Here is a 13167-nt window from a genome sequence, read left to right as displayed (position 1 = left end):
TCCTAGTAGGAAATACCGGGAGGCGAGATGCAGCGTGCCGAGGCGGTCGCGATCGGGGCCGCCCGCTGGATTCGCGGCGCGGCCGTGGACGACGCGCGCGGGCGGCACTGGCGGGCGAACCCGGATCCGGACGGCCGCTCCGCCGCCCCCGGCCAGGAGAGCTCGCTCTACTCCGGCGCGGCCGGCATCGTGCTGTTCTTCCTGGAACTGGCCGCCGCGACCGGCCATGAGTCCTATCTGGAGGACGCCACCGCGGGCGCGGACTACCTGGCTGCCAGCTGGCGGGAGATCCGCGACCCGTCGCTGTACCACGGCCTGACGGGCATCGCCTTCGCGCTGGCCGAGGCCGGGTGGGCGACCGGTCAGGAGCGTTTCTCGGCGGCGGCGCGGGAGGTCGCCGACCAGGTCGTCCGGAGCGTGCGCAAGTTCGACGACGGGATCGGGTGGACCGGGGATCCGGCGCAGCGGGGGGATGGCGGGGTCATCCTGGGGCTGTTGCACGCGGCCGGGATTCTCGGGGTGTCGGAGTATGAGGAGGTGGCGGTCGAGGCGGGGGAGCGGATCGCGCAGCTCGTGGTTCCTGGGCACCGGTTCGGGGTGGAGACGCCTGACCTGCCGATGGACGCGGTCACGCCGGGGTTCCTGTCGGGCACTTCCGGCACCGGATTTTTGCTGGCCCGTCTGTACGGGGTGACGCGCGACGATCGTTTCCTGGCGGCCGCGAGAAGAGGGGCGGACTTCGTCCGTACCATCAGCGCGGTCAGCGATAAGTGCGCGCTCGTGCCGCATCATGTGCCGCAGGCCAGGGCGTTGCATTATCTGGGGTTCTGTTCGGGTTCGGCCGGGGTGGCGCGGATGTTCTACGAGCTGTACCGGGTGACCGGGGACCCCGGTGATCTGGACTGGGTGGAGCGGCTGGCGCGCGGGATCGTCAACAGCGGCGTCCCGTGGCGGCGGACCGAGGGCTACTGGGACGTGGCCTGTCAGTGCTGCGGCGCGGCCGGCCTGCTGGAGTTGTTCGTCGGGCTCTGGGCGGCGACGGGGAACGACGCGCACCTGGAGATGGCGGGGGCGATCGCGGACGACCTGATCGAGCGGTCCACTCAGAACGGCGGATACCGCTGGTATCAGGCATACCGGCGGCTGCGGCCGGGTGAGGTCACCGCCGACACGGGCTACCTGGTCGGCGCGGCGGGGATCGGGGCGGCGCTGCTGCACCTGGGCGCGGCCCGGGAGGGCGGCTCGTGCCGCCGGGTCATTCTGCTGCCGGACAACCCGTTCCCGGCGATCCCGGTGCCGATGTCCCAGCTCTAAAAAATAAAAGCGACCGGTCGGTCTTATTGTTGTAGGCTGATCGCGTGATCGACGGACGGTTGGTGCGCGGCGAGCGGACCCGGCAGGCGGTGCTCGGCCGCGCGGTGGCGCTGGCCTCGGTGGAGGGCCTGAAGGGCATGTCCCTGGCCAGGCTCGCGCAGGGCCTGGACGTCAGCAAATCCGCGCTGTTCAGCCACTGGCCCGACAAACTGCACCTCCAGCTCGCCGTGATCGAGCACGCCCGGCGGCAGTGGATCGAGGAGATCGTTCGCCCCGCCCTGCGCGAGCCACGCGGAGTCCGGCGGCTCTGGGCCCTGCACGCCTACCGGATGGACTTCTACGAGAAACGCGTCCTCCCCGGCGGCTGCTTCTTCGCGGCTGTCGAGCCGGAGGTGGACGACCACCCCGGGCCGGTGCGGGACGCCATCGCGGCCGCCAAACACGACTTTGAGGTTCTTATCACGACTCTGATCGCGCAGGCCGCCGAGATCGGCGAGCTCCCGCCGGAAACCGACGCTGCCCAGCTCGCCTTCGAGATCCAGGCGCTCGGCGCGGCCGTGATCACCCACACCCTGGTGCTCCGCCAGGATCCCAGCATCCGCTTCGCGCGCCGCGCAGTGCTGGACCGGCTGCGTTCCCTCGCCACCGACCCCCGCGTCATCCCGGAGGCCTCTCCATGACCACCGCAGTCGAGCCCGGCACCATCGAGAACGTCCAGATCCACTTCGACGACCTGGACGCGATGGGCGTCCTGCACAACGGCCGCTACGTACTACTCCTAGAACGCGCGCTGGCCGCGTACTGGTCGGAACGCGGCTGGGCCTTCGACCCGACCCTGCCGCATTTCGCCGACATCTTCTTCGTCGTCCGCGAGTTCAGCATCACCTACCACATCCCGGTCAACACCGTCGGCGTCGTCGGCGTGCATTTCTGGCTGGACCGCGTCGGCACCAGCAGCCTGGTGTACGGCTTCCGCGTCCTGTCCGCCGACCGGAGCGTGGTGCACGCGGAAGGCCGCCGGGTCCAGGTCAAGATCGACCCGGCCACCCTGCGGCCCGCCCCGATCGGCCCCGATGTGCGCGAGGCCTGCACGGTACTGCTCAAATAGGTGCGGCGCCCGGGAGGCGGGGCGTCCTCCCTCCTCCCGGGCACCGGTCTGTCACGAGGCGTACGCCTCGAATTCCGACAGCTGAGCGGCCGGCCAGCCGGTGTTACCGGTGATGCTCAGCCGCAGGTAGCGGCAGCTGGCCGACGGGAACGTGATCGACACCGTGTTGCCGGTGGCGGGGTTGAAGACCCGCCCCTGCGCCGCGGAGACCACGCTGTAGCTGGTGTTGTTGGTGGAGCACTGGACGGCGATCGTCTGGGTCCTGGTGGCCCAGGCGGCCGGCGGCGGCAGCTTCAGCACGACCCGGCTGACCGTGCGGTTCTGGCCGAAGTCGACCGTCAGCGTCTGCGGGAAGGCGTTGTTGGCGCTCTCCCAGTAGGTGCCGGCGTTGCCGTCGTTGGTGTTGGAGCCCGGGTAGACGTCGGTGAAGCTGCTCGCCGTCATCGGGCGGCCCAGGTTGAGGTTGCCCGTCGGCGGAGACGGCGAGGGGCTGGGACTCGGGCTTGGACTCGGGCTGGGGCTGGGGCTGGGCGAAGGTGACGGGCTGGGGCTCGCGGCGGTGCCGTACACCTCAAGGGCGGACAGCTGGGCGGCCGGCCAGCCGGTGTTGCCGGTCACGTTGATCCGGACATACCGGACGTTCGCCGTGGTGAAGTTGATCGTCACGGTGTTGCCGGTGGCCGGGTTGAAGACCTGGCCGGCCGAGGCTGACAGGGTGCTCCAGGTCGAGCCGTTGGTCGAGCCCTGGACCGAGAGGGTCTGGGTTCTGGTGTTCCAGGCCGCCGGGGGCGGCAGCTTCAGGACCACCCGCGACACGTTCGCGTTCCCGCACAGATCCACCGTGAGGTTCTGCGGGAAGGCGTTGTTGACGCTCTCCCAGTAGGTGTCGGCGCTGGCGTCGACCGCGTTGGCCGGGGTGAAGTTCTGGTTCTGGCTGCTCGCGGTGGCCGTCTTGCCGCGCGCCAGGTCACCGGTGCCGACGTTGCACTGCGGCGGCGACGGCGACGGAGAAGGCGACGGAGAAGGCGAGGTCGGCGGGGACGGCGACGGGGACGGGGAGTTCGGCGGGGGCGACTGGGTCGGGTTGCCGCCACCGGGGTAGATGTAGTTCGGCTCCGGCCAGACCCCGCCACAGGTGGTGTTGTTCGGGATGTTCCACCCCGAGTTGCCGCCCAGGTCCTGCGGGGTGAACGAGGCGCCTACGCAGTTGTGGATCGGGGTGCCCGCGCCGATGAAGGAGGCGGCCACGTTCTGGAACGTGGTGTTGGCGGCGGACTGGGCCTGCATCACGTACGTGCCGACGCCGACGATGTTGACGTTCCGGAAGTTGACCGTGCTCGTCGAACCCTCGATGAAGTGGATCGCCGCGTACGAGCTGTCCAGGATGTCGGAGTCGGTGACGTTGATGGTGGCGTTGACCGGCTCGTTCAGGCCGGAGAACCAGATCGCGCCGACGCCGAAGCGCCAGTTGTAGTCATTGTTGCCGGCCCTGATCAGGGTGTTGCGCGCCACCGTGTGCACGCCCGCGACCGCGGTGCCCTGGCCGGAGTTGACGCCGGGGTAGCGGTTGGCGATGTGGATGCCGCCGCCGTTGGTGACCGTGTCGGTGACCACGTTGTCGGTGATCTTTATGTCCCGGCCGCCGTAGGTGACGATGTTGTTGGCCAGGATCGGCGAGATCACCGTGTTGAAGGTGAAGGAGTTGTTGACGTTCGCCATCCGGTCCGGCCACATGGCCAGGCCGTCGTCACCGGTGTTGCGGACGAAGGTGTTGGTCACCGTGGAGTTCGTCACGCCGGTGTGGAAGTTCACGCCGTCGGCGATCTGGTCCACGATCCTGCTGTTGCGGATCACGAAGTTGTCCATCGGGCCGTCCATCCAGGCCCCGACCTTGGCGTTCTCCATGAAGACGTTGTCGATGACCGAGTTGCTCATCGCGCCGCCGAAGGCGTTGACCTGGTCGTTGTCCTCGCGTTCCTGCATCTCGCCGTGGATCGCCAGGTCCCGTACGGTCACGTTCCGGCTCGGGCCGCCGGCCTCGTGCGGCCGGATTCCGCCCTGGTAGCCGCCGCCGGCCACGTACTTGCCGTAGATGCCGACCGCGCGGCTGCGATCGCTGGGGTGGCGGCCGGTCAGCACCGTGTGCCATGGGCCCGCGCCGCGCAAAGTGACGCCGTCCACGACCACGTGGTCCCAGAGCGTCCAGGTTCCGGCGGGGACGTACACCTCGCGGCCCTGGGTCCGGCCCGCGTTGACCGCGGCCTGGAAGGCGGCGGTGTTGTCGGTGCCGGCGCTGTTGACCACCGCGCCGAAGTCCACCACGGAGAGCGAGTTGGCGGGGCGGCCGATCGCGCCCGGAGCTTCCTCGAAGTCGGCGACGTCGACCGTGACCGGGATGCCGGAGGCGGTCTGCACCCGGATCTTGGTGCCGATCGGGTAGGTGCTGCCGAGCAGGGTGTGGGTCTCGTCGTAGAAGTGGTGCGGGTTGGTGTCGCTCGGGTTGTTGTTGAACGGGTAGCCGCCGTAGTACCAGCCGTACTTGCTGGTCAGCGAGAGGTCCTTGAGTTTGGTGCCGTTCACCCTGATGTCGGCGTTGATGGTCTGGCCGGTGCCGCCGTTCGCGTCCGGGATGCTGTAGCGCACGGTCATCGCGTTGGCGGGCTTGGTGAGAGTGAACTCGACGTACTCGCCGGCGGAGTCGAGGGTGACCGCGCGGCGTCCGGACGCTTCGGAGGGGAGCGTGCCGTAGATGCGGTTGGGGCCGATGATCGAGCCGTTGGTGACGGCGGCTTCGGCTTCGAATTCGGTGAACGGGACGGTCGCGCCGCGTCCTGGCACGTCGAACGGTCCGATGGTGGAGGTGGCCGCGCTCGCGCTGGTGGACAGGAGCGGGACTGCGACCGCACCTCCGGCCACGGTCAGCGCCACGGAGGCCACGATGGCGGACATCTTGCGGGTCGTCCGGGCGCGTAAGGCGCCGTCGGTGGGGGGATGGCCCGATGTCATCATCGGTGGACCCTTCCTCAGCAGAGCCGGGCTTGCCACGTGACCAGGGACGCTTCTGATGACGCGAACCGGCGGGGGGTGTTTTGACGCCACCGGTCGGCCGCGATCGGAGGCATCGAGTTGTGCACACCATAGGATGGCGAACAGAAGTCCGCAATATTTCAACTTGGTTTCGCAAAAGAACATGTCGGCTGCGTTAGGTAACCAGTACGTTCTTGCCGGTCGCGGACCCCATCCACCCTTCACGCCCCACCTTGCTCCTGGATTGCCCTGTTGTCAGGGTGCTGAGCTGGGAAAACACCGGCGGATGCGGCTTGTTGCGGCCCGTTTGCGGAGCAACGACCGCCGAGCCCGCGCCGTGGGAGCTCTCCCACGCCTCGACCGGCGCACCCGCCGCGCAAGTCCGTGAATTTCTGTGCAAATCAGCGAATAATCGGGACTAGCTGGACGGTCTTCACTCACCGGGATTCCCGAGCGTGCAGTGGAAAACGCTCTCCTCGGGAGATTCCGTCGCAGGAACGCAAGCGGATTGCGTGAATCTGGCGTATGGTTTGCGTTGTGACACGTCGACTTGCTGAAGTGGCGAAGAAAGTCGGGGTCAGTGAGGCCACCGTGAGCCGGGTTCTCAACGGCAAACCCGGGGTCTCCGATGCGACCCGGGCCGCGGTGCTGACCGCCCTGGACGTTCTCGGCTACGAGCGCCCGACCCAGCTGCGGGGCGAGCGCGCCCGCCTGGTCGGCTTGGTGCTGCCCGAACTGGGCAACCCGATATTTCCCGCGCTCGCCGAGATCGTCGGTGGCGCGCTCGCGCAGCGCGGCTTCACGCCGGTGCTGTGCACGCGAACCGCCGGCGGCCTGTCCGAGGCCGACTACGTGGAGATGCTGCTGGAGCAGCAGGTCTCCGGTGTGGTCTTCGCGGGCGGGCACTTCGCCGAGGCGGACGCCCCGCACGAGCACTACTTCCGGCTGCTCGCGCTGGGCCTGCCGGTGGTGCTGGTCAACGCGGCCAGCGACAACCTGGAGTTCCCGCGCGTCTCCACCGACGACGCGGTCGCCGTCGAGCAGGCCTTCGGCCACCTGGTCTCGCTCGGCCACGAGCACCTCGGCCTGGTGCTCGGGCCCGAGGACCACATACCGTCCCGGCGCAAGCTGGCCGCCCTCCGGCTGGCCGCCGAGGCCGCCGGGGTCGACCAGATCTCGGTCGAGCACGCGATGTTCTCCCTCGAAGGCGGTCAGGCGGTGACCAACCGGCTGATCCGCAGCGGGGTCACCGGCATCATCTGCGCCAGCGACCCACTCGCCCTTGGAGCGATCCGAGCGGTCCGGCGGCTGGGCATGTCGGTGCCCGAGGACATCTCGGTGGTCGGCTTCGACGACTCCAACTTCATGAACTGCACCAACCCGCCGCTGACCACCGTGCGCCAGCCGATCGAGGCGATCGGCCGGGCCGCCGTGACCCTGCTGGTCAACCAGATCGACGGCGCCGTGGTCACCGCCGAGGAACTGCTCTACGAGCCCGAGCTCGTGGTCCGCGGCTCCACCGCGCCCGCGAAGGTGCGCGCCCTGGTCTAACGCCCGGCCCTTCCCGCCCCTGAGCCCGCGTCGCATCCCGCGACGCGGGCTTTTTCGCGCGCGCCCCCGACCTGGGGGTTCTCCGGGACGTCCAGATACCTGTCACTTTTTTGCATCACCAGTGACGGCCTCTTGCTAGGCATTGTCCGTCTCTGTATGTTTCTCGCAACTGGTAAACGAATCAATCTCGTAACGCCACCTAAATCGAGCGGGACCTCGGGGGCTCGTTCACACGGCACCACCACCAGAACTGGTGTTCTCACGATGTCGTGGATGACCCACGGCAGGAGGGAAACATTGATGCAATCCCGAAAGATCGCGACAGTATTCGCAGTGGCCGGGCTCGTGCTGGCCGCCGCGGCGTGTGGCACCGAGGAGCCCGCTGCTACCCCGACCCAGGCCGCCTCCGGCTCGGCCGCCGCTCCGGCGGCCGCCGCCCCGGTGACGATCAGCGTCGGCTGTCAGCCGCCGAAGACGAACCCCAAGGAGCGCGCGCAGTGGGACGCCGATGTCACGGCGTTCCAGGCGAAGTACCCGCACATCACGATCGAGAGCAAGGACGCGTTCCCTTGCATCGTTCCTGAGACGTTCCAGGCCAAACTCGCCGGTGGCGAGATGGAGGACCTGTTCTACGTCTACTACACGGACGTGCGGAAGATCATCCAGGCCGGTCAGGCCGCTGACATCAGTCCGTACCTGAGCGAGGTGCCCAAGGCCGCCGAGCTCCGCCAGGACGTGATGAGCATCTTCAAGGACGGCGAGAAGGTGTACGGCCTGCCGCGCACCAACTACGGCACCGGCCTCGTCTACAACCGCAAGCTCTTCACCCAGGCCGGCCTCAACCCGGACATGCCGCCCAAGACCTGGGCCGAAGTCCAGGATGCCGCCAAGAAGATCAGCGCCCTCGGCGCCGGCTACGTCGGCTACGGCGAGTACAGCGCCGGCAACACCGGCGGCTGGCACTTCACCTCCTCCATCTACGGTCGCGGCGGCGACGTGGTGAGCCCCGACGGCAAGACCGCGGCGTTCAACAGCCCGCAGGGCAAGGCCGTGCTGGAGAACCTCAAGACCATGCGCTGGGCCAACAACAGCATGGGCACCAAGCAGCTGCACCGCTGGGAAGACCTGATGCGGATGATGGGCGGCGGCAAGCTCGGCATGATGATCGGCGCCCCGGACGTGGTGCAGGCCGTCAACAACGACTTCAAGGGCAAGTTCGAGGACTACGGCGTGACCGCGCTGCCCGAGTCCACCGCCTCCCTGAGCGGCGGCGACGGCTACATGTTCAACCCGAAGGCCACCCCCGAGCAGATCAAGGCCGGCCTGCTCTGGCTGGACTTCCGCTTCCTCACCCCTGGCCAGGGCCAGTTCAACTACGAGCGGGCGGCCAAGGACGGCACCCCGGTGGGCCTGCCCACCACCGACCTGTACGGCCCCGCCGCCCCGGGAACGGAGATCAACGCCCAGCGCGAGCAGTTCGCGAACGTGCCGGTCGCCCACTTCGCCCCGTACGTCGAGGGCGCCAAGACGGTCCAGTTCAAGCTGGAGCCGCCGAAGGCACAGGAGATCTACGCCATCCTCGACACCGCGATGTCGGCGGTCCTGACCCGCGAGGACGCCAACGTCGACGAGCTCCTCGCCGATGCCGAGTCGAAGGTCAACAAGCTGCTGGCAGCGGGCTGACCTGACCTCCGGGGGCTGGCCGCGAGTGGCCGGCCCCCGACACTCACGTCGAGATCGGGAGCCATCCGATGAGCACAATCACCGCGAAGGGATCGCGGCGACGATCCCCTGGGGCGACACGTCGCTCGGTGAGCCGGAACCTGACGGCCTACGGGTTCCTCAGCGGGGCACTGATCTGCTTCGCCTTCTTCTCCTGGTATCCAATGGTCCGGGAGTTCATTCTCAGTTTCCAGAAGACGAACTTCGTCGACCCGCCAGAGTGGGTCGGCTTCGAGAACTTCGCGACGGTGATCGACGACTCGGCGTTCGCCTCCGCCTGGCTGAACACCGCGACGTTCACCCTGCTCGCGCTCGTCTTCGGTTACGTGGTGCCGTTCGTGTTCGCGCTCGTCCTGAACGAGCTGCGGCACGCCCGCGCCTACCTGCGCCTGATCGTCTACCTCCCGGTGATGCTCCCGCCCGCGGTGGCCGTGCTGCTGTTCAAGTGGTTCTACGACCCGGGCGCCGGCCTGTTCAACCAGGCGCTGGACGTCTTCGGCCTGGGCCCGCTGGCCTGGCTGGACTCCACCGACACCGCGCTGCTCTCGCTGGTGATCGTCTCCACCTGGATGAACCTGGGCACCGGCACGCTGATCTACCTGGCCGCGCTGCAGAGCATTCCGAGCGAGCTCTACGAAGCCGCGGAGCTGGACGGCGCCGGCCTGTTCAAGCGGATCTGGCACGTGACGATCCCGCAGACCAAGCTCATCCTGCTGGTGATGCTGCTGCTGCAGATCGTGGCCACCATGCAGGTGTTCATCGAGCCGTATCTGCTGACCGGAGGCGGTCCGGAGAACGGCACGCTCACCGTGGCGTACCTCATGTACCAGTACGCGTTCAGTTTCGGGAACTGGGGTGGGGGTGGCGCGCTCGGCCTCATGCTGATGCTCGTACTCATCGTGTTCTCCGCCGTCTACCTGCGTGTTTCGCGGGACCGGACCTAGAGAGGAGGGGCGCATGTCGTACAGCACCGTGCAGGAGCGGGCCGCGTCGCGGCCGGAGGCGCCCGCGCCGCGCCCGAGGCGGGCCAGGAAGCCGGGGCGGAAGCGGGAGGGGCCGCAGTTCCGCGGCCTGGTCTCGCCGCACACGCTGACCACCACCCGTGGAAAGATCATCTACTGGACCGTGATGGGCTTCGTGCTCGTCACCTTCACCGCCGCGTTCGTGTTCCCGCTGTACTGGATGTTCACCGGCGCGATGAAGTCGCCCGAGGAACTCGTCCAGGTGCCGCCCACGTTCTTCCCGCAGTCGCTGAACTGGGGGGTCTGGGCGGAGGCGTGGGATCTGCTGGACCTGGGGCTGTTCATGAAGAACACCCTGCTCTACGCGGGCGGCGCCTGGCTGTTCACGCTCGGCTTCGACGTGGCCGCCGCCTACGCGCTGTCCAAGCTGCGGCCGGTGCTGGGCAGGCTCGTGCTCGCGCTGATGCTGTCCACGCTGATGATCCCGCCGATGGTGATCCTGCTGCCGGCCTACCTGACCGTCAAAGACCTCCCCATCCTGGGGTGGAACCTGCTGAACACCCCGTGGGCCATCTGGCTCCCGGCGGCGGCCAACGGGTTCTTCATCTTCCTGCTCAAACGTTTCTTCGACTCGATCCCACGTGAACTGCTGGAGGCGGCCCAGATCGACGGGGCCTCGCCGCTGCGGATCCTGTGGTCGGTCGTCCTGCCGGTGTCCCGGCCGATCATCGGCGTGGTCTCCATCCTCGCCGTGGTCAACGTCTGGAAGGACTTCGTGTGGCCACTTCTGGTGCTGCCGGATAGCGACAAGATGTCAATCAGTGTCGGCATCTCGTCGCTTTCTGCACAGATGCCGCAGAATGTCCTGATTGCCGCGCTCTTCATCGCGAGCATCCCGGCGATCGTGGTCTTCCTCATCTTCCAGCGCAGCATCATGGCCGGTCTCACGGCGGGCAGCCTCAAGGGCTGAACAACCACCTGACCGCAATCCCAACCTCTAAAGGAGTTGTTTCCAGCATGCCCGAAACGTGGTGGCGGGGGGCCGCGATTTACCAGGTCTACCTGCGCAGCTTCGCCGACGGCAACGGCGACGGAATCGGCGATCTCGCCGGCCTGCGGAGTCGCCTGCCGTATCTCGCCGACCTCGGTGTCAACGCCGTGTGGCTCAACCCCTGGTACCCGTCCCCCATGGCGGACGGCGGCTACGACGTCGCGGACTACCGCGACATCGAACCGTCCTTCGGCACCCTGGAGGAGGCCGAGAAGTTCATCCAGGAAGCCCACGAGCTCGGCATCAAGGTCATCATCGACGTCGTCCCGAACCACAGCTCCGACCAGAGCCAATGGTTCCAGGAGGCGCTCGCCGCCGGCCCCGGCTCCGCGGCCAGGAACCGGTTCTGGTTCCAGGACGAACCCGGCGACTGGAAGTCCATCTTCGGCGGCCCCGCCTGGAGCCAGGTCGCCGACGGCCAGTGGTACCTGCACCTGTTCGCGCCGGAACAGCCGGACTTCAACTGGACCAACCCGGAAGTCCACCAGGAGTTCCACGACGTGCTGCGCTTCTGGTTCGACCGGGGCGTGGACGGCATCCGGATCGACTCGGCCGCCGTACTCGTCAAGGACTTCGCCGGCGGCGACCCCGACGGATACACCGACCAGCTCGAAGTGCACGACGTCTACCGGAGCTGGCGCAGCCTGGCCGAGGAGTACGACGGGCGCATCTTCATCGGCGAAGTCTGGTTCCCCGACCAGGAGCGGTTCGCCCGCTACCTGCGCCCCGACGAGCTGCACACCGCCTTCAACTTCGACTTCCTGGCCTGCCCGTGGAACCCGGCCGCGCTGCGCCGCTCCATCCAGGAGACGATGACCACCCACATCCCGCTCGGCGCGCCGCCCACCTGGGTGCTCTCCAACCACGACGTGGCCAGGGTGGTCACCCGCTACGGCCGCGAGGACACCTCCTGGGACCACGGCGCCCGCCGCGACGGCGTCCCCGCCGACCTGGAGCTCGGCTACCGGCGCTCCCGCGCGGCCGCGCTGCTGGCCATGGCGCTGCCCGGCAGCGTCTACATCTACCAGGGCGAGGAACTCGGCCTGCCCGAGGTCGACGACATCCCCGGCGAACTCCGCCAGGACCCGATCTGGTCGCGCTCCGGCTTCACCATCCCCGGCCGCGACGGCTGCCGCGTTCCGCTGCCCTGGTCCGGCGGCGAACGGCCGTTCGGCTTCGGCGCCGGTGAACCGTGGCTGCCCCAGCCCGAGGCGTGGAACAAGCTCACCGCCGAAGCCCAGACCCAGGACCTCGGCTCGATGCTCACCCTCTACCGGAGCGCCCTGGCCATCCGCCGCGACCAGCTCGGCGACGGCACCCTGACCTGGCTCGACACCGCTCCCGAGGTCCTCGCCTTCAGCCGCGAATCCGGCCTCACCTGCGTGGTGAACCTCGGTCCCGAGCCGGTACGGCTCCCGCCGCACACCTCCGTTCTCCTGGCCAGCGGCCCGCTGGAAGGCGAAGAACTGCCCACCGACACGGCAGTGTGGCTTGTCTGAGGCGCTCATCGAGGCGACCGGCCTGGAGAAGACATACCCGGCGCGGAACCGGCAGGGGACGCCGTTCCGCGCCGTGGCCGGGGTGGCCTTCCGGGTGCACCGGGGCGAGGCGTTCGGCTTTCTCGGCCCGAACGGCGCCGGGAAATCCTCCACCATGCGCATGCTCGCCGGGGTCTCCGCACCCACCGCCGGCACGCTGCGCATCCTCGGCCTGGACCCGGTCGCCGACGGCCGCCGGGTCCGGGCCAGGCTCGGCGTCGTCCCCCAGGACGACTCCCTCGACACCCAGCTCACCGTCGAGGAGAACCTGCTGGTGTACGGGCTGTACTTCGGCCTGTCCCGGCGGGCGGTCCGAACGAAGGCCGGCGAGCTGCTGGCGTTCGCCCGGCTGGAGGACAAGGCCGGGGAACGGGTGGAGAACCTGTCCGGCGGGATGCGGCGGCGGCTCACCATCGCCAGGGCGCTGATCAACGACCCCGAGATCCTGCTGCTGGACGAGCCGACGACCGGGCTGGACCCACAGGCCAGGCACGTGCTGTGGGAACGGTTGTTCCGGCTGAAGCAGGACGGGGTGACGCTGATCCTCACCACGCACTACATGGACGAGGCGGAGCAGCTCTGCGATCGGCTGGTGGTGATGGACAAGGGGCTCATCGCGGACGGAGGGTCACCGCGCGAGCTGATCGAGCGGCATGTCACCCGGGAGGTGCTGGAACTGCGGTTCCCACCGGGCGAACACGAGAAGATCGGCCGCGAGCTTGGCGAACAGGTCGAAGTACTGCCGGACCGCCTGCTCTGGTACGCCGACGACGGCGAACAGGCCCTGGCCCGCGCGACCGAACTGGGCATACGCCCCCTGACCGCCCTCGTCCGCCGGGCCGGCCTGGAGGACGTGTTCCTCCGCCTGACCGGCCGATCTCTCACAGACTGATG

At 68.4% G+C, this 13167-nt stretch carries 10 protein-coding genes; 9 read left to right on the top strand and 1 reads right to left on the bottom strand.

Going from position 1 to position 13167, the window contains the following annotated elements; all coding sequences use genetic code 11:
• Positions 1–27 precede the first annotated feature (27 nt).
• Genes Acor_RS31195 through Acor_RS31185 form a run of 3 tightly spaced genes read left to right on the top strand, consistent with a single transcriptional unit; the run spans position 28 to position 2422 of the window.
• Positions 28–1314, top strand: coding sequence for a lanthionine synthetase LanC family protein (locus Acor_RS31195; protein WP_155340353.1), 1287 nt, complete (start codon positions 28–30; stop codon positions 1312–1314).
• Between the two features lie 44 nt (positions 1315–1358).
• A complete protein-coding gene (locus Acor_RS31190; RefSeq protein ID WP_155340352.1) occupies positions 1359–1994 on the top strand; it encodes a TetR/AcrR family transcriptional regulator in 636 nt (211 codons plus the stop codon).
• Positions 1991–2422: an acyl-CoA thioesterase gene (locus Acor_RS31185; protein ID WP_155340351.1), complete on the top strand. Its 432-nt coding sequence runs from the start codon at positions 1991–1993 to the stop codon at positions 2420–2422. The genes Acor_RS31190 and Acor_RS31185 overlap by 4 nt, the downstream gene beginning before the upstream one ends.
• 51 nt (positions 2423–2473) lie before the next feature.
• Here the strand turns inward: Acor_RS31185 and Acor_RS31180 are convergent, their stop codons facing one another.
• Entirely contained in the window at positions 2474–5431 is a 2958-nt protein-coding gene (locus Acor_RS31180; protein ID WP_218034590.1) for a discoidin domain-containing protein, read from the bottom strand.
• 576 nt (positions 5432–6007) lie between these two features.
• Between Acor_RS31180 and Acor_RS31175 the strand changes: the two genes are divergently transcribed.
• The 6 genes from Acor_RS31175 to Acor_RS31150 all read left to right on the top strand — a co-directional run bounded on the left by Acor_RS31175 (position 6008) and on the right by Acor_RS31150 (position 13165).
• The gene (locus Acor_RS31175) at positions 6008–7000 is read left to right on the top strand and encodes a LacI family DNA-binding transcriptional regulator (RefSeq protein WP_246239383.1); all 993 of its coding nucleotides are present in this window, start codon (positions 6008–6010) and stop codon (positions 6998–7000) included.
• Between the two features lie 333 nt (positions 7001–7333).
• A complete protein-coding gene (locus Acor_RS31170; protein ID WP_246239381.1) occupies positions 7334–8683 on the top strand; it encodes an ABC transporter substrate-binding protein in 1350 nt (449 codons plus the stop codon).
• A 128-nt stretch (positions 8684–8811) separates the two neighbouring features.
• The gene (locus Acor_RS31165) at positions 8812–9666 is read left to right on the top strand and encodes a carbohydrate ABC transporter permease (RefSeq protein ID WP_246239380.1); all 855 of its coding nucleotides are present in this window, start codon (positions 8812–8814) and stop codon (positions 9664–9666) included.
• 13 nt (positions 9667–9679) lie between these two features.
• A complete protein-coding gene (locus tag Acor_RS31160) occupies positions 9680–10654 on the top strand; it encodes a carbohydrate ABC transporter permease (RefSeq protein ID WP_155340347.1) in 975 nt (324 codons plus the stop codon).
• 47 nt (positions 10655–10701) lie between these two features.
• Entirely contained in the window at positions 10702–12234 is a 1533-nt protein-coding gene (locus tag Acor_RS31155; protein ID WP_155340346.1) for a glycoside hydrolase family 13 protein, read from the top strand.
• Positions 12227–13165 carry an ABC transporter ATP-binding protein gene (locus tag Acor_RS31150; protein ID WP_155340345.1) on the top strand — a complete coding sequence of 313 codons (939 nt, stop codon included), beginning with the start codon at positions 12227–12229 and terminating at the stop codon, positions 13163–13165. Before Acor_RS31155 ends, Acor_RS31150 begins: the two co-directional genes overlap by 8 nt.
• The last annotated feature ends 2 nt before the right edge of the window (positions 13166–13167 follow it).

The sequence above is a fragment of the Acrocarpospora corrugata genome, assembly GCF_009687845.1.
In the GTDB taxonomy this organism is placed as follows: Bacteria; Actinomycetota; Actinomycetes; order Streptosporangiales; family Streptosporangiaceae; genus Acrocarpospora; species Acrocarpospora corrugata.
The sequence above is the reverse complement of the archived record's forward strand: the minus strand, read 5'-3'. Positions and strand labels throughout refer to the sequence as shown.